This is a genomic window from Alkalibacterium subtropicum (assembly GCF_900112455.1).
GTDB classification, from domain to species: domain Bacteria; phylum Bacillota; class Bacilli; order Lactobacillales; family Carnobacteriaceae_A; genus Alkalibacterium; species Alkalibacterium subtropicum.
The window spans coordinates 14,670-38,276 of sequence record NZ_FOLT01000009.1; the positions used below are offsets into that span (position 1 = coordinate 14,670).

The following is a 23,607-nucleotide window of genomic DNA, read 5'->3' on the forward strand; positions in this document are numbered from 1 at the left end:
AGATGAGCGGTCCCATGAAAATACAGAGTTGGTACCTTCATGGGCTCACTTATCTATGATGCTCTCCTTATCTGAACGGCATGGAATACTGCAGACCACCGTTTTGATACAGTGCGTTCATGCCTCTAGGAAGATTGAACTCGGTATCCGGGCCCAAGTGACGGTCATAAATTTCACCATAGTTACCTACTTGAGAGATTGCCTGATAGGCAAAATCATCTTCAAGTCCCAGCATGGTACCCAAACCGCCTTCAATGCCCAGCAGACGCTGAATGTCCGGATTGTCACTATCCATAAAGTCATCGATATTGTCCTGAGTGATCCCGAACTCTTCAGCCTGGATCAGAGAATAAACGACCCAGGTCACGATATCGTTCCACTGGTCATCCCCATGTAAAACAGCCGGAGCTAACGGTTCTTTGGAAAGGGTCTCTTCCAGGATCACATGGTCAGACGGATTCGACAGTACAGCGAAACTCGAAACCAGTCCGGAACGGTCTGTGGTCCAGGCATCTACTGAGCCTGCTTCATAAGCAGCAATGAGTGCATTTCGGTCATCATATGTCTGAGTATTGTACTCTATGCCCAACGCATCCATCTGATCGGCAAGGTTCAGTTCGGTCGTGGTCCCTGTTTCGACACCGATCGTCATACCCGACAGGTCCTCAAGTGTGGTGATATTGGAAGCAGCCGGCACCATCATGCCCTGACCGTCAAAGAATGTGACTGGGCCAAAATCAAGACCGACATCAGTGTCTCGGCTGGTTGTGAGTGTGGTGTTTCTTATAAGGACATCCACTTCACCAGTCTGTACGGCGATGAAGCGTTCCTGAGAAGACAAGGGTCTGTAACTGACAGCTTCTGCATCGCCCAATACAGCCGCGGCGATGGCTTTCCCCATATCGATATCAAAACCTGTATAATCACCGTCGCTATTAACATAACCAAACCCAGGCAGCGAATCGTTGACCCCGAGATTTAATTCTCCGCGGTCCATGACAGCATTAAGCGTTTCCCCCGAAGCGGACGTCCCATTGCCGCTTTCTGCTGCTGTCCCCTCTGTTTCTGCACTGGCACAAGCAGATAAGCTTAAAACTGCCGCAGCACCCAAAATATACTTAACGTATTTGTTCATCTTCATTCTCCCCTTTGTATGTGTTGACTGGATACATTCAGCGTCCCCATCAGATCATGTCTTTTTTTGTGCCTGAATTCACAAAAGAAGCAGGAAAAAGTCACTGCATGTAAGTGACATTGCGGGTGGATATTCAGCGGATGTATCTTTCAATAAACTTATTGTACCTATACCATTATAAAAAATAAAGTTTTTTATTAGAGTTTTATCATTTATAACTCATTTTAAACTTACTATTTTTTAATAAAAAGCGGGGATAAAGCTGTTTGAAATCGTTTCCTTTAAAATGTGAACATTTTGTCACTTTTATAAAAATCATATCCTTTAACGTTATTTTTTGATTTTATCGTGTTAATCAGTGACAGAAAAAGTAAAAACGTGTGACCCCTCTTTAAAAGGATCACACGCTGTCTGATTTTGTGCTTGAACTATACCACTTTCACTATTTTTTGAATGGACGATGGTCGTCAATAAATTTCCCGACTGTCCGCGTCACTTTTTTTACAAAGGGGACGGACAGGTTGGTCTCCTCCATTTGTGAATAGGTGCTGTAGGCATCGTTGAGTGCATCGTCATTGTCGAATTCCAGTTCTTTCGTTTTCAGCTCTTTTCGGTCGAGCTTGAGATTCTTCTTGAACTGGCTGCGCATCAGGCGCTCTAGAAGGCCCAGGTCGATGCTTTCGCCCTCTTTTTCCTTGGTCGCAATGATGCTCAAGACTTCGATGTAACTGAGCGCCAGTGCACTGGTCACGATGGATGCCGTCGTGCCGCTGATGATCCCGCCGATGATCGTTCCGGCTCCGGGAATGAACTTAAAGGCATTGGCGACCAGCGTTTTTCCGATCATCGTGGCCGATCCGGTCCCGCCGACTGCCGCAATGATGCTGACGATGGTCGTCTTGTCCATGGATATACCAAAGATGGCCGTGATGTGTGCCAGCAGGGTCACCTGCATCGGGACCAGGACAGACGCATCTGAAAAAGGAATAGGTGCGAAGCCGACACCGAATGTCGTCGCGACATAGCGTGAAGCCCAGCGTCTGGCGGCCTTGGCCTTGCGTTCGATATCGGCCTGCTGGGCATTGTTAAAAGCTTCTCTACTCTCCTTTGGGATGAGCTGCAGCGTCTTTTCTATCAGCTGTTTCAGCCCGAAACGCGGGATGACATAGTCGTCTGATATTTCATAGGGTTCCGACATCACGTTCTGAACAGCAGCCACCGGAAGATTCATTTCCTCCAGATAACGACTGAATTCATCTGCCGGCTTGCCGATCGACTGCGTCAGTACCAGGATCACAGGCAGGATCTCTGAAATCTCTTTGATCAGCTCGACCTCCGTGTCTTCTATCCGTGACGAATTCGCCTGGATACAATAGTAGACCGCGTGGATCGCCTCTCTGGAATCTTTCTTTTCCTGAACCAGATCAAAAATCTCTTTCATCACCTGCTTCTGTATCTTCTGCTGAAGTTCCAAGCCCCGTGTATCATACAGAACGATCGGGATGCCTTCTTTCGTGATGCGCCTTAAATGCTTCGTGACTGGCTTGCCAATACCCGTGTCTGCCAGCTTTTCGCGGAATACATTATTGATCAGCGTACTCTTCCCCACCCCGGTCTTCCCCGCGATCAGGATATTGACCGGATTCATTTTCTCGATCTCTGCCTCCGTTTTCTCCAGGATCTCCTGAATCATATTATATTTACTCTTTGATTGTTTCATCGTGCCCCTCCTAGCTCGTTTAACACTAGTTTACCATGAAGGGCCCGATTTGACGAAAGAGAACAGTCTTTCGCTGAGTTTGGATAGCGGCTTTCTGTTAGGTTTGTGGCCGTTCGACCTGTTGGGATAGAAATGAGGAAGGAACAAGCCGAAAAGCTCAAAGTTCGGCTTGTTCCAGCAGGCCAAGGCGTAGAATGAACCGAAGCTGAGGTAACTTCGACGCCTTCGCTTTTGAAAAACGTTTATACCGACCGAACTTACCTAACTTCAACACTTACGATGAATCAAGTTGTTTGAATAAGCTGAAGCTGTATCCGGTTCGGTTCTTACGTTTGTGAAAGCAGTCTGAATCGACCGATGTCGCCAAACTTCGACACTTACCTTTTGAATAGCTATGCCTAAGAGCCGAACATGGTCCCTGTTCGACACATAGGATGGAGAAAACTGTCTCTATTTACCGAAGAAGCACACCTTTGACACTTACGTTTGGACAAACAGTTCCTATCAGCCGAAGATGTCCGAACTTCGACACTTACGTTTGAAATATCTGAGTGAACCTGCCGAACATACCGAACTTCGGTCGTTAGGATTACTTTATCCGCACTTAATGACCGAACTAAAAAAAAATAAGGATATCAAAATGAGCAGGCTCATTTTGTTCCTTTTAAATCAATAAAAAAAGCTTCTAAAGAAGTCACCAGCCTGACTGGGGTCTTTAGAAGCTCATAACGTATAATTCTTTGGGTTAACGGTATTCTGAAGGGACGCTGTCGAGTTCTTCGGCAGCTGTGATGTGCCATTCGCCTTCACCATACTGGAGATAAACACGGTAAACGGTATTGCGTCCACTGTCAGAAACAACTGTAAAGGCGCGTCCGGGACCATCGTTCCCTACCCACCAGGTGATCATGTCGCCCTGGCTGATGCCGCTGACTGCGCTGGCATTTTGCGCGATGGCATTGCGGTCACTGGATCCGTCGCTGAAGTTGATGTTGTAACTATCGTTCAGCGGCGCATCGGCATTGATATCGGCATCGGAGGGCTCATCTGCTGCCTCTTCTTCCGGTTCGTCAGTTTCTGCCGGTTCTTCGGTCTCTTCTTCTGCCGCTTCATCGGTTTCGTCTTCGACGTTTTCTTCCGGTTCATCTTCGGCTTCTTCAGTGGCTTCCTCTGCTTCCGTATCGACATCCTGATCAGCTGTTTCTTCATCTGCCGCTTCTTCAGTATCCTCTTCAGCCGGTTCTTCGTCAGTACCCTCTTCAGTTGCAGTGTCTTCATCCGTGTTGTCTTCGTCAGTTTCTGAGACCATTCCTGACTCTGGGTCGCCGTTCGGTTCTTCATCCGTCACCACATCATCCTGATTGGCAAAGATAAAGATGACCAGCCCGCCTAAAATGACCAGCAGCAGTCCAATGACCACATAATAGATTTTTTCGATCTTGCTGTTGTTTTTTGGAGTGTTTGGGTTGTTTTTATTCGCGCGTGTTTTTTTCATCGTGCTCTTCCTTCCTTATCTTATGTAACAAACTCTGTTTAGAGTGTACCATATTATAACGATTTTAGTGAGTAATTCAGATAACAAAGTAAAGACAAACATTTCGGAAGTGTTTCTGTTCGCCCTTCCTATATAGAGCTTGTATATGATCTGACTGTTTCTTGAGCAATAAAAAAAGCTCTGTGCCGCTTCCTTCTATCGAAGAAAGAAATGACACATAGCTTTGTCTGCCTTTATTTTTGATAGGTGATTTTTCTGAGCGGGATCGTGATGAGCGGTGCGATAATTGCAGCAGCAATGGCTTCTGCCACCCCGTTCGTTCCGACGATCACACCAAGCGCGCCGATCAGATTACTCATGTCGACATCGATCGCCTGTGCATAAGCCTCTCCGTAAAAGAGATAAATGAACAGCAGGACGAAAACGGTGTTCGTAAAGGAGCCAACGACAGATGCACTCGCCAGGGCCAGTTTATCTTTTTCCGAGAAGAGACGCTTAAAGAAGGCGTACGCCCAGCCGGTAAAGAGACCGATCAATATGCGCGGAACCACCGCGATCATTGGATTGGTCCAGAGTAAAAGATCCAGTGGTGAGGCCGGCATGGTATAGGCCCGGATCATTCGGGTCACGCCCCATATGCCCCCAATGATCATGCCGTCGGTTGTGCTCATGGTCAACGCGGCCACGATGACCGTGATATGAATGATCGTTGGATTAAGCGGTGGGATCGGGATATTCCCTAAGAATGGCACAAAATTCTGAATAAGAATAATGGCGGTCAATATACCAAGTAAGGCAATGCGACGCGGTTTAGATTGTTTACGGTTCAAAGTCATAAAAAGTTTCTCCTTTTATTTTTTATATGGGCACGATCAGTTCATGCGGTTGGTCATGCTGCGGTTCAGCCGTCCGAGAAGAACGGTCAGCATATGCGCTTCTTCTTCTGTCCATCCGGAAAGGACGTTCTGGAATTTCTCCTCCAGCTGGGTATGATAGTTTTTAAAAACATCACTGGCCTGAGCGTTCAGTTTAAAATAAACATAGCGTTTATCGGTCCCTGACGTTTTGGTCACCAGATCCTTGCGTACCAGAGCGTTCATCTGACGGCTGACCGTCGACTTGTCCAGACGGCTTTTCTTCGTGATCTCTTTTAAGGTCATTTCATCTTCACCAATAAGTTCGATCAGGTTGATTGTAGAATGAGACAATCCCAGTTCATGCAGCAAGTGATCCGTTAAGTACTTGTAGTGATGATTGAATTCGGTTACTTTATCCAGTAGTTGAAGTGCTTTTTCTGTGCTGTCCATGTTACCCCTCTTTCATTCGCTGTTTATTTGCATAAGTCAACTATAGCACGATGTCCCTGAATGAGCAACGAAAAGATGAAAGTTGGTACGACCCTTTATTTAATGCTATACTGAAAAAGAGTTTTTTATAGATAGGAGTGACACCTTATGTCTTTTGACGGTTTATTTGTCCATGGTTTAAGAGATGAACTAGAAGAAGAACTGAACGGCGGACGCATCACAAAAATCCAGCAGCCTTATGACAACGAAGTGATTCTGCGTATCCGTGCCAACCGAAAAAACAAATCCCTGCTGCTGTCTGCCCATCCACAGTATGCCCGTGTCCAGTTGACGGATATCCCTTTCGAGAATCCTGCTCAGCCCCCGAACTACTGCATGGTCCTCAGGAAGTACTTGGATGGCGCAATCATAGAAGCGATCGAGCAGAAAGAGAACGACCGTATCCTGACCTTCACCTTCAAGCGACGCAATGAACTCGGTGATACAGAATACCTTTCCCTTATCGTAGAGATCATGGGTCGACACAGTAATGTCCTACTTGTCAACACTGAAGATAACAGGCTGGTGGATGCGATCCGTCATGTCCCGGCGAGTCAGAATACCTACCGTACCCTGCTTCCCGGAGCTGAATACAAAGAAGCGCCCAGTCAGGACCGTAAAAACCCGTTTGACTATGACGGCCCCTTCCCTGTAATGGAACTGGATCATAAGAACAAAGTAAAATGGATCCAGCAGACATTTCAAGGCTTCGGTAAAGATTCGGCCCATGAACTGGCGTATCGCATGGACACGCATAGTGACGATGCCCCCAGTGTTGTCTTCCAGCATTTCATGGCGTCATTTAAATCTGGCAAGCTGGAACCGACCCTGACGAGAAACGGACAGAAAGAAACCTTTACCCCTCTTCCTTATCTGCATCTTGAAGGCGAAAAGCTGCCGTTCGACTCACTGAGTGAACTGATGGACCGCTATTATCAGAATAAAGCGGAACGCGACCGTGTCCACCAGCAGTCCAATGATCTGAGCCATCTGGTCAAAAATCTGTATCAGAAGGACAAGAAAAAGATCCAGAAACTGAAGAAGGAACTGCAGCAGACCGAGAAAGCCGATGAGTATAAAGTCAAAGGGGAAGTCCTGACGGCGTATCTCCATGAAGTGGATCAGGGCGACGAAAAAGTCACCCTTCCCAATTTTTATGAGGACGAAACACCGCTTGAGATCGATCTGGATCCGCAAAAAACACCGGCTGAGAATGCCCAGTATTACTTCTCGCGTTATCAGAAGCTGAAAAGTGCCAAGACGCACGTGACGAAACAGCTGAAGTCGACCCGCCACGAACTGAATTACTTCGATACCCTGCTCACGCAGCTGTCCATCGCCTCCATATCGGACATCGAAGACATTCGGGACGAACTGCGGGAAGGCGATTATCTTAAGAAGAAAAAAAGCAAGAAAGACCGCCGAAAGAAAAACAAGAAATCGAAACCGGAAGCCTTTGTTTCCTCCGACGGCGTCAGTATGCTGGTCGGCAAGAACAATACTCAGAATGACGAACTGACACTGAAAAAGGCGCACAAAAAACACTGGTGGGCGCATGCCAAGGATATCCCAGGTTCCCACGTCATTATCGAGGACGAAGATCCTTCAGAAAAAACCCTCGAGGAAGCCTGTGTGCTGGCTGCCTACTACAGCAAGTATCGCCTGTCCTCTTCCGTTCCGGTGGATGTGGTTCAAGTCAAGCATATCAGAAAACCGAACGGTGCCAAACCCGGCTATGTCATTTATGAAGGTCAGTCGACCTATTATGTGACCCCGAGTGATGAGAAAGTTCGCGAACTTAAACCGAAAAGCTAAATAGTGAGGAAAGCCGTATTCAGGCTAGCGAACCTGAATACGGCTTTTTCCTTTTGTTCGAATTTATAGGGATGAAACTGGCCCGGCCAGTTTCGACATAACATGGTTTCATATGTACGATACATGCTTCACGCGCGTATCGGCATTATAGAGAGCAAGTCAGCGGTGTATTCGACACGTAAGATTTGATTTAAGCGTTCAACCTGTCGAAGGTGCCGGTATTCGGGAAGTAGATTTAGGAAGCGTTCTTCTACTTACCGAAGTCGGCATGGGTTCGACACATTGGGATCAAAAACACACCCTACTTACCGAATCAGCGTCTATTCGGTAACTAGCGCGTTACCATGAAATCCTATCTACCGAACAGTGCCCGACTTCGACAGTTAGGGCGATTTAACGCTTCTAACTTACCGAATAATGCTCTATTCAGCACTTAGGTCACCGAACTGCTGCCCTACTTGTCGAATACAGACTTTAATACTGAAAATCGGCTATCATAAGCAAGCATTGCTTCTCAGTCTCTCAAAATAATGCCTGTTCCCTAGCTTTCTGATGGATGCGCTCCATACAAGAACGTGAGCCACAAAAAAAGCAGCAGTCCCGTCATGGTTAACTGGACTGCTGCTTTTATTTATCCATTGTTTACTTAGTGATTTATTTTTCCTGTTTAAGTGGTTTGTAGACTAAGACGAAAGCAAAGGCTGCTGCAGCTGCGATCATACCAAACAGTAAGATCGAGTTGGATTCGATACCTGTTGCAGGCACGTCATCTTCTTCCATGTCTACTTCCTGAAGTTCAAAGTTTTCAGGAACGAGGACTGTGTCGATCACGTGAATGACACCATTTGAAGCTTCGATGTCTGTTTCTACGATCATGGAGTCGTTCACCATAGGGTCACCGCTTAAGTCGAATGTCAGCATTTCTCCATTGACTGTTTCGGCTTCCATACCGTCAGTTAAGTCACCGGCCATGACAGCGCCAGGCACGACGTGATAAGTCAGGACGTTTGCCAGATCTGGTTGAGCCAGCAGTTCTTCCGCTGTAATGTCTAAAGCGCCCAGCAGATCTTCAAAGGCTGCATTCGTTGGGGCAAAGACTGTAAAGGGTCCATCGCCTTGCAGGGTTTCAACGAGTTCAGCTTTCTGTAGTGCAGAAACTAAAATACTGAAATCATCATTTCCTAAAGCGATCTCGACGATGTCCTGTTCTTCATCCATATGGTTGTCAGCGAATGCGGTTGGGGCTAGAGCGAATGTGAGTGCGAATGCGGTTACAAACGACAAAATGCCTTTGACAAATTTTGACATGATGAATCTCTCCTTCTTTGGTATAAGATTGTAAAATTGACTCATCAACTTTACAACCCTATAATAAAGATATACGATAAAAGAATCAATTATTAACACCTCGAATTGACGATAATTTGTTTATTATTTCTTAAAGGAGGGACGACGATGAAAAGAAAAGCACTGCTGCTTGCCTTGGCCACAGTGTTTCTCCTGCTGCTCAATATCAGTATCCGTTCTCACCTGGAACAGTCTTCCACGGCCGATGTCCCTTCCCTGTCAGCTGATTTCAATGAAGCGCCATCCGTTGAATCCTCGAGTAGTTTAGTAGTAGACCAGGATCTTGACGATCCGGGATCAGAAACGGACGCCTTTTCCTTTCTAGCCAATCCGTCAGCTGATTATTATGAAATGAATGCAGATTATGTCGGCTGGCTCAAGATTGGCGGCACAGTCATCGACTACCCTGTCGTGAGAGGTCAGGACAATGAATTTTACCTTGAACATGACTTCTACAAAGAAGAACACATTTTAGGCTCGATTTTCATGGATTACCGGAACATCGGAATGGGCCTGGACGATCACACTATTTTATATGGTCACTATACTCAGACCGGTCTGATGTTTGCGGATCTGGACAAGTTCCTGTCGGAAGACTTTACCAAAGAAAATCCGACGATCAGTTTCCAGGATCCCTATACGAAACGGACCTATAAAATCTTCTCGGTGCACGTCACGCCTGCCGGTTCCGATTATATCCGGACTTCTTTTGATGGTAACGAACTGAAAGCATACTATGAAGAGTTGAAAGCCGATTCAGTCTATCCGATCGAATCCGAATTTAAAGCCGACCAGAAACTGCTGACCCTGATTTCCTGTAACTATTCAGTGGATGACGGACGTGTGTATGTCCATGCGTATGAAGTCACCGAAGAATAACGATATAAAGGCACCCCTTGGAGCATCACTCCCGGGGGTGCCTTTTTCTGAATTCATGATTCGGCACATTCTCATTTCAATAAAAAAAGAGCCGTGTTCAAGTGACCACTCACTCGAACACGGCTCGATCTTAATACTCATATTTTTTATACCTGTGGATCGGTTATTTTTTCTGTTTAGCAGGCTTGGCCATGACAAAGACGAAAGCTGCTGCCGTAGCGATCATTCCGGCTAGTAACAGTGTATTGGATTCAATACCTGTTTCAGGGACCTCGTCTTCTTCCATATCGACGTCCTGAAGTTCAAAGCCTTCCGGTACCAGGACAGTATCGATCACGTGAATGACACCATTTGAAGCTTCGATGTCTGTATCAACGATCATGGAATCATTGACCATTGGATCGCCACTCAAATCGAATGTGACGGTTTCGCCGTTGACAGTTTCTGCTTCCAACCCGTCAGTCAGGTCGCCGGCCATGACTGCGCTCGGAACGACGTGGTAAGTCAGTACGTCTGCCAGGTCAGGCTGGGCCAGTAATTCCTCGGCTGAAATATCCAAAGCGGCAAGCAGATCCTCAAACGCTGCGTTGGTCGGTGCGAAAACAGTGAAGGGTCCGTCGCCCTGTAGCGTTTCGACCAGTTCGGCACGCTGCAGAGCAGAAACGAGAATACTGAAGTCGTCGTTACCTAAAGCGATCTCGACGATATCCTGTTCGGCTGCTTCATGATTATCTGCGAAGGCGGTCGGAGCGAGGGCAACTGTGAGAGCGATAGCGGTGACAAACGATAAAAATGCTTTGACAAGTTTTGACATGATGAATCTCTCCCCTTGTTGATGTATTGTAAAATCGAATGAACGACCTTACACCCTTATAATAAGTAAGCTGGATAAAAAAGGCAATCAATAAAACTTCGAATTCAAAATATTTTTTAAAAAAAGATTTTTACGTGGCGAAAGGATTACTGCTTCGGGATGTGACCCTGTCATATCCGTTAGTAACATTGGCTAAGCAGATTTTTTGTCAGTATGGATTGCAGAACGTCTGGAATGATTGAAGACCAGCACGCTTTAGAGAAACACAACGATCCGAACGGATTTCTGTCAATAAGATACGGCAAAATAAATAAAAAGCTGACAGTGAGAACCGAATCCTCACTGTCAGCTTTATCTGTTACTCCGGTTTGATGATCTCTACGGCATCTTTGCCGTCATATTCTTTCATGGAGACTTTGACCTGCTCCTGCTTGGACGTGGGGATATTTTTTCCGATAAAATCAGCTTTGATCGGGATCTCGCGGTGTCCTCTGTCCGTGAGCGACGCGACCATGATTTTTTCCGGGCGTCCCAGGTCGATGACGGCATCCATGGCCGCACGGATCGTCCGTCCGGTATAGATGACATCGTCAACTAAAATCACGACTTTGCCTTTCACATCAACAGGGAAATCCTGTCCTTTGACTTCCGGGTCTTCCACCTCTTCCGGGAAATGGCGGTCATCACGGTACAGCGTAATGTCCAGTTCCCCTACAGGGACAGCAGTGCCTTCGATCTCTTCGATCTTCTCGGCGATCCGTCTGGCGATATAGACCCCGCGGGTTTTGATCCCCGCCAGGATAAGGTTATCGGTCCCCTTGTTCCGTTCGATGATTTCATACGAAATACGGGTCAATGCCCGGTTCAGTGCCACGGCATCGAGGATAGATACAACTTTTGACATCAGTCAGTCTCCTTTCACTTTTTTAACGTCGTCTTACCCAGTCAAGTGTCTCATTGAATGCATCAGGCAAGGGTGCAGTGAATGTCAGACGTTCGCCGCTTCTCGGGTGGACGAATGACAAGGATGCAGCATGAAGGAACTGCCCTTCCCCTTCCAGTGTTTTTCGTGGACCATACAAAGGGTCGCCGGCCATACGGTGACCGATATATTCCAGATGCACGCGGATCTGATGTGTGCGTCCGGTTTCCAGGTTCAACCGCAGCAGTGTATATTCGCTGAAACGCTCAATCACTTCAAAATGCGTGACGGACTCTTTGCCGCCTTGAATGACGGTGAACTTCTTACGGTTTTTCGGGTCTCTGCCGATCGGGGCATCGATGGTCCCTTTGTCGTTTTCGATAACACCGTGGACCAGTGCGATGTATTCGCGTTTTGCCGTCTTCTCCTGCAGCTGTTCAGCCAGCTTTTCGTGCGCCAGATCGTTTTTAGCCACCATCAGAAGGCCTGAGGTGTCTTTATCGATGCGGTGAACGATGCCGGGGCGAATTTTTCCGTTGATCCCTGATAAATCTTTGACATGATAAAGCAGCGCATTGACGAGGGTCCCGCTTGCGTGACCGATGGATGGATGGACGACCATTCCGGACGGTTTATTGACGACGACCACATCGGCATCTTCATAAACGATATCGATAGCGATGTCTTCCGGCTGGGCGTCGATCTCTTCAGGTTCTTTCACCGTCACATGAATGATGTCCCCGTTTTGCAGCTTGTAGTTGGCCTTTGCTTCCTCGTCGTTGACAGTGACCAGGCCGTCTTTGATCCAGGACTGGACCTGACTGCGTGAATGTTCGCTTAATTCTTCGCTTAAATATTTATCGAGGCGTCCAGTTTCATTTGATACATGAAATGTTTTTGTCTTATCCATTTATTTCGTTCCAACTTTCTTCTGTCTGTATTCTTTCCATTCGTCAAAGAACAGGTAAATCAGCATCAAGGCGACGCCCACGGTCAGTGACATATCCGCCACATTGAAGATCGGGAAATCGATAAATTCGACGCGGATCATATCGACCACATACTGCAGGAACAGCCGGTCGATGAAGTTACCGATCGCTCCGCCCAGGATCAGACTCAGTGAGAAAGCAAAGAACTTGTCATTCTTACCTTGGGTATGCATATAGTAAATGATGACGCCCACAACGATCAGAGTGACGATATAAAAGAAAATCATCTGGCCTTCCAGTATGCTCCAGGCTGCACCTGTGTTCTGATGATAGGTGAAGGATAATACAGAAGGGATAACTTCCAGTGTTTCATGTAAGGGGATGTTCTGAACAGTCAAATACTTCGTTAACTGATCGATCCCGACAATAATCAGTGAAATAATATAATATATCAGCATAGTGAACTCCTTTGTTAGTGTACCTTCTATTATTGTACAATATTTTCGAGTCAAAACCTACCTTGATTTGCTTATATCCATATAAATACTGGGATAATCAGCCATTTCTTTTACATTATTATTAGATTAATACGATTTCTGTATAAAAGCGTTTTATTTATGGTAAAAATTTGCTATACTCTACAGGATACTTTAAATTATAATTATGAGACTAAAATGTTAAAGGAGATTGCTATATGACAACTAAAAAGTGGGTCCTTTTCACACTCTCAGCGGTACCTTTAGTACTGGCTGGCTGTGACTCAGAGAACTTGGGCGAAGTGCAGGAAGCGACGAATGAGATCGAGAGTATAACAGATGAGGCTGTGGAAGATTTGAACCAGCTGGCACAAACAGAAACGGAACTGCAGGAACTGTTCAGTGAAACACTTGAAACAGATGAAGACCTGGCTACGCTGCAGGATGAGTCCTCCCCTGTCTTTGAAAACATCACAGCCAGAGAAGAGATCTTAGCCGAGCTGGAAGCCGTGGAAAATGATATGGAAGTCCAGCAGGAGATCCTGGGCACCTACGACGGGGAATCTCTTGAGCAGGAACAAATCGTACAAGTCGATACGGTCGTGGACGATTTTGAAGCGAGTCTTTCTACTTATATCGATGCATACTATCAGACTTTAGAAAGTGAAAGAGACTTTTTTACTGAGATCGCTGATGAAGAAGCCACTTATGACGACTTTGTCAATGGCATCGAAACACTCAATGAGGAACGCGAAAGCTTGAGAGAACCGGTGATGAACCTGGATGAGATCTTGGTCGATCTGGATGAAAACTTGACTGAACTGCAATCATCTATTGAAACAGAACTCAGCGAAGAGTAAGGAGACTGACCGATGAAAAAACTGATACTCTCTACCCTGCTTGCTTCCACACTCGTTTTGACAGCCTGTGAAGCGGCAGAAAGTGAAGAAACCCCAGAAACAGAAGAAGAAACTGTGCAGGAAGACACGAGCGATCAAGAAACAACGACGGAAACCGATGACACTTCTGAAGAAGAAACTGACGAATCCGAAGAAACTGTTGATGAAGAGGAATCTGAAGTGGCAGAAGCGCCTGAATACTTATATGAAGTAAGTGACAATTTTGCCTACATCAATGTGCTGGATGGGAAAGAAGCAAACAAGCAAGTCGCCCTCTTGACCTTTGATGATGGCCCTAATGAACATACTTTGGGTATTGCTGAAATTTTAGCTGATAAAGACGCCCCGGCTATCTTCTTTGTGAACAGCATGTATCTTGAAGATGATGAAGGTAAGGACATTCTGAAAGAAGTCCACGAAATGGGCTTCACAATAGGTAATCATACCCATACGCATGCAAGTCTGCCTTCTATTTCTGAAGATAAACAGACCGAAGAGATCATTAAAACAAATGACATGGTCGAAGAAATCATCGGCGTACGCCCCCGTTTCTTCCGGGCCCCATTTGGACAAAATACTGATCATTCGAAACAAGTTGTTAAAGACGAAGGCATGGCGCTGATGAACTGGACGTATGGTTACGACTGGGAAGCCGACTATCAGAATGCAGATGCTTTGGCTGATATCATGGTCAATACGAATCTGCTCGTATCAGGTTCCAATCTGCTGATGCATGACCGCGAATGGACGAAAGAAGCTACCCCGGCGATTATCGACGGCTTGAGAGAAAAAGATTACGAACTGCTGGATCCAGAATTGATCCAGACTGGAAATAGTGAAAGTGAGGAAATGACCAATGACTAAAATGCTGAAAAAGACACTCATGGGTTCTGCGGCTGTTTTAGCCTTAAGCGGAATCGCCAATACAACAGTCAATGCAGACGAACACGAAGAAACAGAAACAATGGAAACCACCTACTTAACGGTCAATACAGAACCTTTACTTAGGGTACCTGAAACATTCCCGAGTCAGTTCAAATATGACAGCGGTGTGGACATCGCCTATCCTGAAGACGGTGTCAAAGGTGTCTTCGTAACGGCCCACTCTGCCGGCGGTGCACGCATGGAACCGCTGACGAACTTGCTCAATACCACCGACTTGAACGCGATGGTCATTGACGTGAAAGAAGACAATGGCGATATCACGATGCCACTCGAATCTGATCATGAACTCGTCAATAAGTTTTCCAATAACTGGATCGATCCGGAAGGTCTGATGTCTCATCTTGAAGAAAACGAGATCTATCCGATCGCGCGTATCGTCGTCTTCAAAGATTCTGAGCTGGCTAAGGAACGCCCTGATCTGTCCTTTAAAAATCCCGACGGCTCTGTCTGGTCAAACCGTGCCGGTCACAGTTTCGTCAACCCGTTCCAGAGAGAAGTCTGGGACTACAACGTTGAAATTGCTAAAAAAGCTGCCATGATGGGCTTCAAGGATATCCAGTTCGACTACGTCCGTTTCCCAGAAGGGTTTGAACTGCGTGATGAAGAACTCGATTATTCCCGCGGGGACTATGCTGACAATGATATGGATAATGTCCAGCAGCGTGTCGAAGCCGTCACGGACTTTGTGGCGTATGCCAGAAAAGAACTGGAAGCCTTTGATGTCGATGTCTCTGTCGATATCTTCGGTTACTCAGCAACTGTACCGGAAGCGCCCGGCATCGGTCAGAACTTCTCACGTATTTCTGAGAATGTCGATGTTATTTCATCCATGATCTATCCGAGTCACTGGGGACCAGGATCTCTAGGCATCGCCAAACCGGATCTGGAGCCATATAATACTGTTGCCAATTATATGGAACATGAGAACAGAGTCCTCGGCGAATTAGGCGAAAACGCCCCTGTCTCCCGTCCATGGATCCAGGACTTCACTGCTTCCTATTTAGGCTCGGGCTGGTACAAGAATTATGGTGCTCAGGAAGTGAGCGACCAGATTCGTGCCTTAAACGATCATGGTGTCAACGAATTCCTTCTATGGGATGCTGCCAACACTTATTCTGAAGGTGCGCAATACAGTTTCGACTAAACTTGATACTATAAGGAAAGCTGGGACCGCGGTCCCAGCTTTTTTATGACTACACGTACAGCGCGATGTTCATGATTCTTCTGAACTGGCGCCAAAACACGTGGGTGACCTTCCATGCGGTCCTGATTAGACCGCAGCCTGATCATTCATTTTAGAATGGGTAAATATAGTGACTATAGCAGCAACTCGAGGCAATTTTGGTCTGTCGAGTTCGAGATATATGCCTGTCTATTTCTAAAAAGGTATAAAGCGAGCAGACTCTTATTCCAAAATAGTCTGCTCGCTGTTTTCATACTTTTCAATTAAAACAATTAATGCACTTGCACCGTTTCGCTGATGTCCAGCATCACAAGACGGGACTCCAGTACAGGCTTCTGAAGGATCGATTCCAATGCCCGCTTGTAGAGTGTCAGCTGGCCGCGATACTTTTTGAGCATCTCGTCCCCCGCCATCTGGCCTAAATGAGCGACCCGGTCCGTTTTGTAGTCGAACAGAATGATGCCGTCTTCCCTTTCGATATAGCCGTCAATGATTCCGTGGATAAGCACGTGATCATCCAGTGCTTCCATATCGTGGAAGATATCCTGTGCTTCCATGAGCAGCGAGAAGGGCACTTCTCGTTTCATGTCTGAAGCGTGTGCAATAATGTACTCTCCGAATGCTGTCCTAAAGAAACTGAGGATCTCTTCTGTACGTATCAGTTTCGCCAGTTCAGGCGTGAAAACCTTCTCCTTTACTAAACGATCGATGACAGCATAAACGGAGGCTCTCGCCGGTTTCTCACTCAAGTCAAGCGTCTGCAGCACCAGATGCGTCGCCTGACCCACTTCTGCCGGAGTCGGCTTAAGATCTTCCTGGATGAAGGACGGTCGGCTCAGCTGATCTTCGACATACCGACTCACTTGTCTCGGTTTGGTGACATCGATCTTGACCATCTGACCATCGTCCGGTTCTTCAAACAGGCGTTTGATTTCTGAGACCGACTGATAGCTGGTGGTCTGTGTAGCGATTTGATAAGCATACGGCTTGTTCATCACCATAAGCGCTTCGTCGACCGCCTGCTTGATTTCCTCATCGGCCTGCGCTTGGATGGTGCCTTCTTTCAGCTTCGGATACCAGTCAGATGTTTCTGACTTCTGATGTGACAACAAGGCTTCTTCCAGCTCTTCCTGTGAATAGAAATGCACACCAAAGGATGTATCATAATGATGGATCTCATCATTTTGAGCAGCGATCGGCCGTGATTCATCCATCTGTTCATGCCGGATGATGCTGAAACCGATCCAGTCCATAAAGCCGCGGGCACCTAAACGCATGTCTGAAGGCAGGACACGTTTGGGATGGCCGCCGACCAGTCCCCACCGTTCAAGAGCAGCCGCTTCATTCTTGTATGATCCAACCAGCAGGAGTTTCTGTTCAGCACGCGTCAGTGCGACATAGAGCACACGCATCTGTTCAGACAGCAGTTTGGTTTTCTTTTTATATTTCAGCGCTTTTTCAGGCAGTGTCGTTTTCTTCTCACGAGTATTCAAGTCACGGTACTCTGCCCCTACACCATATTCTTCGTCAAAAACCGTGGCCCCTTGTGCATCTCTGACATTGAACCGTTTTGTCATGTCCAGTACAAAGACGATCGGGAATTCGAGTCCTTTACTGGCATGGATCGTCATGACGCGCACCGCATTCTCACTGTCAGAGATTGCCTGCGGTTCCGCCAGATCCTTATCTTTCTTCTGCATTTTTTCTATGAAGCGGATAAACTGAAACAGGCCCTTGAATGACGTCTTCTCATACGCGGCTGCCCGTTCATACAAGGCATGCAGATTGGCCTTACGTTGTCTGCCGGAACTCATCCCGCCGACATAATGCAGAAAACCCGTATCTTCAAAGATCATCCAGATCAAGTCGATCAGTGAACGACGGTGTGACTGTTTGCGCCAGTTTTCCAGCATGGCCAGAAAAGTCTGGACCTTCGCCTGCAGTTCGATATTTTTAATGTCCTGCCAGTCATCTTTCGCTGCAAACTGACTCAACGCATCGAAGTAAGACGACTGTTTATCGATGATCCGGATGCGGGTCAGTTCCACCTCGTCCAAGCCGACGATCGGCGAACGCAGCACAGCAACGAGCGGAATATCCTGCTGCGGATTGTCGATGATTTTGAGAATGGACATCATGATAGTTATTTCAGTGGTCTGGAAGTAGTTCTGTGTATCTTTCACTGCAGTTGGTATGCCCAACTGTTTGAAAATATCCTGGATATCCAGATTATTTTTCTTTGTAGGTGTCAACAATACGATGTCTTTTAGTCCCAAAGGCCGCATGACTTGGGCTTTCTTGTCGTAAATCTCATATCCTTCGGCCAGCATTTCCAGGATCTTGTTGGCGACCATAAAGAGTTCGCCTTTCGTTTTCGTATCGATATTGAAAGACGTCGACAAGGCTTCCGGTTCGTCCTCTTCTTCAGACTCTTCTTCTTTCGATTCGTAGATCAGGATCTCCGTCTGAAAATCTTCGGAGTCTGGAAAGGCAATAAAGCCATTGATCAGTTTGGCCGAGTCATCATACGTCAGGTCCCCGACCTCTTTATCCATCAGCTGATCGAAGACGAAATTGGTGAATGACAGGACATCTTGGCGTGACCGGAAATTTTCAGCGAGAATGATCCTTTCGCCTGCTTCTTTCTCGGCATAGCGTTCATACTTATCGATAAACAGACTTGGATCTGCCAGACGGAAAGAATAGATCGACTGCTTGACGTCGCCGACCATAAACTGGTTCCCGTTTTTCGGGTCCGGTTGTGTGACCCAAGTCAGTATTTCTTCCTGGATCTGATTGATATCCTGGTATTCATCGATCATGACTTCTTTAAACTGATGACGGTAATGTTTGGCTGCTTCAGAAGCTATTTTGCCTTCCGCCGTCTGCTCTGACAATATCCGGAGCGTCAGGTGCTCGAGGTCGTTGAAGTCCAGCACTTTCCTCTCAGCTTTAAAAGCCTGATAGCGTTCGTAAAAGAGCGTAGTGACACGAGCCATTTCTTCTACCAATCTGCCGACCTTCGACATGCTTTCCAGCTGTTCATCCGGAGAAAATGCGAACACATCATTGACCATGTCGGTATACAAGTCTTTGGCCTTGTCCCTGAAAGGTTTCATCTCTCTACCGATTTCCTTCACCGCTTCGGGCGTGTCTTTTTTGTTGGGTGCATACCATCTGCTGTGACTGAAATCATTAATAAGCTCATAGGCTTCCTGCAGATTATTGTCTTTAACAAGTAACTCAAGCTGGCTGATGTGATTGAGATCCTTTTCTAATATCCCGAGGGTTTTACCTAGCGCTTCTTCACCGTTGGCCATAGCAATGGCATCTTCCAACAGTTCTCTCACACTGTACACCGTACTGAGGAGCTGTCCTTTAATGAGCTGCTGAAAGACAAAGCTTTGGCCCAGATCATTATTTTCCACCGAGTACATTTGACTCAGTCCCGACAGCCATTCCAGCGGATCCGGATTGGCCCGTGAGAACTCATATAATGACAGGACCAGGTCAGTCATGCCATCATCGTTTTTGTCACTCGAATAAGCCGCAGCCAATTCTTCGAACAAGGCATGATCGTTCCCGTAAAGCTCTTCACGCAGTTCGTCCCAGACGTCCTCTTTCATCAGAGCGATCTCGGTATCATCCGTCAGTAGTCGGAAGACGGGGTCAAAGTCGATCAGATAATAATAGCGTCTGATCACTTTCAGGCAGAAAGAGTGGAGCGTTGAAATATCTGCATGTCCCAGCATAGGGATCTGTCTGATCAGATGATGTTTCTGATCAGGATCCTTGCACGCGTTGATTTCTTTCTGGATGGCCGACTGGATGCGCTGTTTCATCTCTCTCGCCGCTGCATTGGTGTAGGTGACAACTAATAGCTGATTGATATCTGTCTGGTTTTTTATCTTTTCGATCACACGCTGGACGAGGACAGTCGTTTTCCCCGATCCGGCCGAAGCAGAGACCAGAAGGTTTTTGCCTTCATCATGGATCGCCTGCCACTGAGGATCGGTAAATTGGGTTCCTTCCGGTTTTTCAGGTATTATTTTCATCCGGCATCGTCCTCCTTTCCAGGTTCGATAATCTGATATTTCACTTTGAGCTTGTCGATCAGTTCATTCTGGTCTTTGATCTTAGGCAGATTGCGGTAATAGTTCTGGTTGTCAGGAAGCAGCACATCGAATTGCGAGATCGGATGATACACGCCGCCCACAGTTGTTGGCGTATGTCCCTTCTTCTCGTAAAACGGCGCCAGCTGATTTTCACCGGACAGGATCAGGTTACCTGCCTCTCTGATTTTGGTCCGGTGGTGTCTCAAGAGCAGCTCCAGGTCATCCAGTGTGATGAACGAGCCTCGCAGCTGGCCTTTCACCAGTTTCTTCAGCGGATAGACCAGCGAGGAGACCCCGTTATCCAGTGTCTTGTCTATACTGGACAGCAGATCGTCTTCGTTCAGCAGGATGCCCTTCATTTTAAACTCTTTAAGCATTTCTTCCAGCCAGTTTTTATCTTTCACTGAGCGGCCGTCAAGCAGGGGATTCTTCACTTGGGCGTAAAAGGCCCCGGCCGGTTTGGCTTTTCTGCCGAATAATTCTTCTGAATGCTCGACTGCTGTATCCAGATAAGTCAGCAGCTGCATCATCAGACCGTGATATATTTCATCAAATTCAAGTTTTTTGGCTCCAGATTTATAGTCGACCACACTGATGTAGAGCTGATCATCGATTTCCAGAGTATCCAGACGATCGATCTTGCCCCTTACATGGAGTTTGCCGCCGTTGTTCAAAGGGAAGGACAGTCCGGGAACGCCCTGTTTTGCTGCGATACGTCCGAAAAGCACTTCCGATTGCTGCGGGGTCATGCGTGAGCGGCGCGACTGATTGGAGATCGCCCACATCATCTGTCTGATGGTGTCACTCAACTGTCTGCGGATAAACTTCATCCGGTTCGACATGGAAAGCAGCCGGAATTTATTTTTCTCATACAGTTCCTGCAGCACCTCATCGGTCAGCTCATTCAGTTTCTTGTCATTCAGGTCGCTCACATTCAAATTCCGGTTCACGATCGTCTTGAATACACTGTCCAGAGCATCATGGAAAAAGGTCCCGGTTTCAGCCGGAGTCAGTTCCTGAACGGTCCGTTCTTTCAGTTTCAGTCCATAGCGCAGGAAATGACTGTAGGGATCAAGGTAAAAACTCTCAAGCTGAGAAACGGATAGATACAGATCCTTCCCGTAAAGTTCCTCCGCCAGTCCGCGGTCCAGGCGCTTGGGAATATTGGAATACTCTAGACTGCTCAATATTTTCCGTTCGATCGGATGCGCATCTTTAAAGAGCGACTGATACAATTTCATCCAGAAAAGTGACGGCTGGTGTTCTTTGTCGATGCCCTCACGCAGGACATTCACCAGATGGCCCATCGTCTCCCGCCGTGAACCGACAAAGGAAAGAAGGGTCTCTGGAGGTTCCTGTCTGAGGTTCCCTGGTTCAGCTTTTATCTGCTTCACAGGGACAGACAGCTGGCGGCTGATCCGTTCGATGTAGGGGCTCAGCTGGTTGTCACCCGAACCGTCGTTCTTGACCGGATAGCTGAATATCAGTCGTTCCGAGGCATTCATGAAGGCTGTGTAAGCCGCAAAAGGTTCACTCGCCAGGCGCCCGCTTGTTGTCGGAGCCAAATATTTGTCGTCAGGCAAGTAGGCCGACAATGCCTCCCTGTCTTCATCCGTCAATATCGAGTCATTCTCCTGACTCATCGGCAACTGGGTATCGGTCATCCCAAGAATGATCACGACTTTTTTAGTGTTGATCCGTGATTTATCGAAGGTGGTGAACATGACCTGGTCGATGCTCGGCGGAACGATACTGTAAGTCGCCTGTTCGAAGCCTGTTTCCAGAATAGACAGGAAAGTATCCAGATCCCAGGGTTCATCTCCCAATACATCGACGAATTCATCGAGGAGCTGGATGAACGTCTGCCATACCTGTTCGTGTTTTCTAGCCTCTTCCAGTTCGCCCTGTTCGATGGCCTGGTCACGCCAGTAAAGCAGCTGATCATTGAAGCCCTGCTCATCAAGAAACTGATACAGCAGGCGGGCAGCCTCGCGGTTTGTTTCTAACTTGGACAGCTTCTGATAAAATGGCAGCAGGATCTTTCGCACCTGATCTTTAGCTTCGTTGGCCTGACGCTGCATCTGTTTGTCCGCATCCAGCTGCTCATCCATTTCTTCCAGATGGAAACGGGCATAGATCCATTCTTTATCTTCGACCCATTCCCGTCCTTCATAGCCATAGGCCAGCATGACATTCTCTAAAATATCCAGTCGCGTCCGCCAGTCTTCTGCTTTGTCGTTCCAGAAAGCCAGTTTCTCCAGATTATCTTTCGGCAGCTGTTCATTTTCGATTAAAGGAATAAAGAGCTCGGTTTTTAAGAAGCGCATGATATCATCATAACGCCAGTAGCGTTTGTGTATCAGGAACAGACTTTGGATCGCTTCGACCAGTGCATGTCCCGACATATGATCAGCCTGATCCACGAACAGTTCGATTTCGTTTTCCGCAAAGGTCGCTTCAAGCATCCATTTATAATCATCAAGCACCCGGGACACCACGAGGATGTCTTTGTATCTGTAATTGTCTGTTGCAACTAGTTTCTTTATCGTAGTTGCTGCATGCAACACTTCAGCTTGTTTGTTCTCTGCTGCCCTTATTTCAATGCATTCCTCCATGGAAAAGTCTTTAGGCAACGGCTTTTCCGGCGACAGGTCAAAACTGTCGACCCAATATTTTTCCAGTTTATTCAGTTCGCTACAATGCTCGCTGCTGGCTTCATCCAGCACAACATCATACTGGATCTGAAGATCTCTCTCACGTGCCTGCTGGTACAGACGATAGTAGGTCATGCCTGTTTCATAAAAGAAATCCGTCAGGTCAGGTGGTTCGACGGCATGTTTTTTATCCAGGATCAGAGAGACTTTGACATCCTGCGCCTGCTCGACGAGTTCCAGAATCAGCGCCTGTTCCTGAGCAGAGAAACTGTTGAAATGCTCGATAATGATCTGCGTCTGAGACAAGTCTCTCTCTTTGACTTCCTGGATCAGTGCTTCGAGCATATCTTCTTTTTCGATATATTTACCAATAAGCTGATCCATGAACGCTTCATATAATCTCTTTATATCTGTTAATTTTAGTTTCAGGTCACTGTTCACTGCTTCATCGGACCATTGATCGATAAAAAGCTCTCCCAGATCTTCGGGATGCACACGCCCATTCCTCATTTCCATGAATAAGGTCGTGGTTTTATCAACGAATCCCTGCTGGTGGCTTTCTCCTCTGAATATGGTCAGATCTTCTTCATTTTCTTTCAGTATCTTGCGTATCAGCATGGACAGCCCTGTCTCTGTCAGCTGAGAATGACTGAATACAGCCGTATCCTGAAGGTAATACCAGGCCAGCCGACTGAAACTGAAGACCTGCAGATTGATCATACCGGCGTAGTGGTCATGCTTCTCCGTATCTGACTGACTGGCTTTGATGTATTCCAGTATATTCATCTCAGACTCAAATTTGATGTGATCCGGGACGAGATAAAAGACCTGGTTATCACTGTCTTCACGGGACCACTCGACAAGCTGGCTGTAAATGTGCGCTTTCTTGTTTGTATGTAACCGTCCCAGTATAAACTGCAAACTCATAGCCGC

Annotated in this window: 17 protein-coding genes; 5 read left to right on the plus strand and 12 right to left on the minus strand. The window is 46.9% G+C overall.

Annotated features, from left to right (window positions below; all coding sequences use genetic code 11):
* Positions 1–67: 67 nt before the first annotated feature.
* From BM049_RS08755 to BM049_RS08775, 5 genes are all read right to left on the minus strand, one after another.
* Positions 68–1,135: an amino acid ABC transporter substrate-binding protein gene (locus tag BM049_RS08755; protein ID WP_218147238.1), complete on the minus strand. Its 1,068-nt coding sequence runs from the start codon at positions 1,133–1,135 to the stop codon at positions 68–70.
* A gap of 442 nt (positions 1,136–1,577) precedes the next feature.
* Entirely contained in the window at positions 1,578–2,855 is a 1,278-nt protein-coding gene (locus tag BM049_RS08760; protein WP_091530649.1) for a YcjF family protein, read from the minus strand.
* A gap of 745 nt (positions 2,856–3,600) precedes the next feature.
* Positions 3,601–4,350: a DUF1510 family protein gene (locus BM049_RS08765; protein ID WP_091530651.1), complete on the minus strand. Its 750-nt coding sequence runs from the start codon at positions 4,348–4,350 to the stop codon at positions 3,601–3,603.
* Positions 4,351–4,583: 233 nt separating this feature from the next.
* Positions 4,584–5,186, minus strand: coding sequence for an ECF transporter S component (locus tag BM049_RS08770; protein WP_091530654.1), 603 nt, complete (start codon positions 5,184–5,186; stop codon positions 4,584–4,586).
* 36 nt (positions 5,187–5,222) lie between these two features.
* Entirely contained in the window at positions 5,223–5,657 is a 435-nt protein-coding gene (locus BM049_RS08775; RefSeq protein WP_091530657.1) for a MarR family winged helix-turn-helix transcriptional regulator, read from the minus strand.
* A 147-nt stretch (positions 5,658–5,804) separates the two neighbouring features.
* Here BM049_RS08775 and BM049_RS08780 point away from each other — a divergent pair, with 147 nt between their 5' ends.
* Positions 5,805–7,511 (plus strand): NFACT RNA binding domain-containing protein, encoded by a 1,707-nt coding sequence (locus BM049_RS08780; RefSeq protein WP_091530659.1) that lies wholly within the window; start codon positions 5,805–5,807, stop codon positions 7,509–7,511.
* A 654-nt stretch (positions 7,512–8,165) separates the two neighbouring features.
* On the opposite strand, the gene BM049_RS08785 is transcribed toward BM049_RS08780, so the two are convergent.
* Positions 8,166–8,819 carry a fasciclin domain-containing protein gene (locus BM049_RS08785; RefSeq protein ID WP_091530661.1) on the minus strand — a complete coding sequence of 218 codons (654 nt, stop codon included), beginning with the start codon at positions 8,817–8,819 and terminating at the stop codon, positions 8,166–8,168.
* Between the two features lie 147 nt (positions 8,820–8,966).
* Here BM049_RS08785 and srtB point away from each other — a divergent pair, with 147 nt between their 5' ends.
* Positions 8,967–9,737, plus strand: coding sequence for a class B sortase (srtB, locus tag BM049_RS08790; protein WP_091530663.1), 771 nt, complete (start codon positions 8,967–8,969; stop codon positions 9,735–9,737).
* 163 nt (positions 9,738–9,900) lie between these two features.
* Here the strand turns inward: srtB and BM049_RS08795 are convergent, their stop codons facing one another.
* The 4 genes from BM049_RS08795 to lspA form a co-directional block, all read right to left on the minus strand.
* Entirely contained in the window at positions 9,901–10,551 is a 651-nt protein-coding gene (locus BM049_RS08795; RefSeq protein WP_091530666.1) for a fasciclin domain-containing protein, read from the minus strand.
* Positions 10,552–10,909: 358 nt separating this feature from the next.
* On the minus strand, positions 10,910–11,455 hold the full coding sequence (pyrR, locus tag BM049_RS08800) for a bifunctional pyr operon transcriptional regulator/uracil phosphoribosyltransferase PyrR (RefSeq protein ID WP_091530668.1): 546 nt from the start codon (positions 11,453–11,455) through the stop codon (positions 10,910–10,912).
* Positions 11,456–11,477: 22 nt separating this feature from the next.
* Positions 11,478–12,383, minus strand: coding sequence for an RluA family pseudouridine synthase (locus BM049_RS08805; RefSeq protein ID WP_091530670.1), 906 nt, complete (start codon positions 12,381–12,383; stop codon positions 11,478–11,480).
* Complete coding sequence (lspA, locus tag BM049_RS08810) at positions 12,384–12,860, minus strand: signal peptidase II (RefSeq protein ID WP_091530673.1); 477 nt, start codon at positions 12,858–12,860, stop codon at positions 12,384–12,386.
* 236 nt (positions 12,861–13,096) lie between these two features.
* On the opposite strand from lspA, the gene BM049_RS08815 reads away from it, so the two are divergent.
* Genes BM049_RS08815 through BM049_RS08825 form a run of 3 tightly spaced genes read left to right on the plus strand, consistent with a single transcriptional unit; the run spans position 13,097 to position 15,866 of the window.
* On the plus strand, positions 13,097–13,738 hold the full coding sequence (locus BM049_RS08815) for a YkyA family protein (RefSeq protein WP_091530676.1): 642 nt from the start codon (positions 13,097–13,099) through the stop codon (positions 13,736–13,738).
* A gap of 12 nt (positions 13,739–13,750) precedes the next feature.
* Positions 13,751–14,641, plus strand: coding sequence for a polysaccharide deacetylase family protein (locus BM049_RS08820; RefSeq protein ID WP_091530679.1), 891 nt, complete (start codon positions 13,751–13,753; stop codon positions 14,639–14,641).
* Positions 14,634–15,866, plus strand: coding sequence for a putative glycoside hydrolase (locus tag BM049_RS08825; protein WP_245751908.1), 1,233 nt, complete (start codon positions 14,634–14,636; stop codon positions 15,864–15,866). Before BM049_RS08820 ends, BM049_RS08825 begins: the two co-directional genes overlap by 8 nt.
* Positions 15,867–16,177: 311 nt before the next feature.
* On the opposite strand, the gene addA is transcribed toward BM049_RS08825, so the two are convergent.
* Together addA and BM049_RS08835 are read right to left on the minus strand one after the other, a co-directional pair.
* Positions 16,178–19,960, minus strand: coding sequence for a helicase-exonuclease AddAB subunit AddA (addA, locus tag BM049_RS08830; RefSeq protein WP_091530680.1), 3,783 nt, complete (start codon positions 19,958–19,960; stop codon positions 16,178–16,180).
* Positions 19,957–23,601 (minus strand): PD-(D/E)XK nuclease family protein, encoded by a 3,645-nt coding sequence (locus tag BM049_RS08835; protein WP_091530683.1) that lies wholly within the window; start codon positions 23,599–23,601, stop codon positions 19,957–19,959. The genes addA and BM049_RS08835 overlap by 4 nt, the downstream gene beginning before the upstream one ends.
* Between the last annotated feature and the right edge of the window lie 6 nt (positions 23,602–23,607).

Bases quoted from the DNA above. Each gene is read 5' to 3' on its own strand.
- BM049_RS08755 (WP_218147238.1), bottom strand. From the start codon at position 1,135: ATGAACAAATACGTTAAGTATATTTTGGGTGCTGCGGCAGTTTTAAGC.
- pyrR (WP_091530668.1), bottom strand. From the start codon at position 11,455: ATGTCAAAAGTTGTATCTATCCTCGATGCCGTGGCACTGAACCGGGCA.
- BM049_RS08780 (WP_091530659.1), top strand. From the start codon at position 5,805: ATGTCTTTTGACGGTTTATTTGTCCATGGTTTAAGAGATGAACTAGAA.
- BM049_RS08835 (WP_091530683.1), bottom strand. From the start codon at position 23,601: ATGAGTTTGCAGTTTATACTGGGACGGTTACATACAAACAAGAAAGCG.
- BM049_RS08825 (WP_245751908.1), top strand. From the start codon at position 14,634: ATGACTAAAATGCTGAAAAAGACACTCATGGGTTCTGCGGCTGTTTTA.
- addA (WP_091530680.1), bottom strand. From the start codon at position 19,960: ATGAAAATAATACCTGAAAAACCGGAAGGAACCCAATTTACCGATCCT.
- lspA (WP_091530673.1), bottom strand. From the start codon at position 12,860: ATGCTGATATATTATATTATTTCACTGATTATTGTCGGGATCGATCAG.
- BM049_RS08805 (WP_091530670.1), bottom strand. From the start codon at position 12,383: ATGGATAAGACAAAAACATTTCATGTATCAAATGAAACTGGACGCCTC.
- BM049_RS08820 (WP_091530679.1), top strand. From the start codon at position 13,751: ATGAAAAAACTGATACTCTCTACCCTGCTTGCTTCCACACTCGTTTTG.
- BM049_RS08775 (WP_091530657.1), bottom strand. From the start codon at position 5,657: ATGGACAGCACAGAAAAAGCACTTCAACTACTGGATAAAGTAACCGAA.
- BM049_RS08795 (WP_091530666.1), bottom strand. From the start codon at position 10,551: ATGTCAAAACTTGTCAAAGCATTTTTATCGTTTGTCACCGCTATCGCT.
- BM049_RS08815 (WP_091530676.1), top strand. From the start codon at position 13,097: ATGACAACTAAAAAGTGGGTCCTTTTCACACTCTCAGCGGTACCTTTA.
- BM049_RS08765 (WP_091530651.1), bottom strand. From the start codon at position 4,350: ATGAAAAAAACACGCGCGAATAAAAACAACCCAAACACTCCAAAAAAC.
- BM049_RS08760 (WP_091530649.1), bottom strand. From the start codon at position 2,855: ATGAAACAATCAAAGAGTAAATATAATATGATTCAGGAGATCCTGGAG.
- BM049_RS08770 (WP_091530654.1), bottom strand. From the start codon at position 5,186: ATGACTTTGAACCGTAAACAATCTAAACCGCGTCGCATTGCCTTACTT.
- srtB (WP_091530663.1), top strand. From the start codon at position 8,967: ATGAAAAGAAAAGCACTGCTGCTTGCCTTGGCCACAGTGTTTCTCCTG.
- BM049_RS08785 (WP_091530661.1), bottom strand. From the start codon at position 8,819: ATGTCAAAATTTGTCAAAGGCATTTTGTCGTTTGTAACCGCATTCGCA.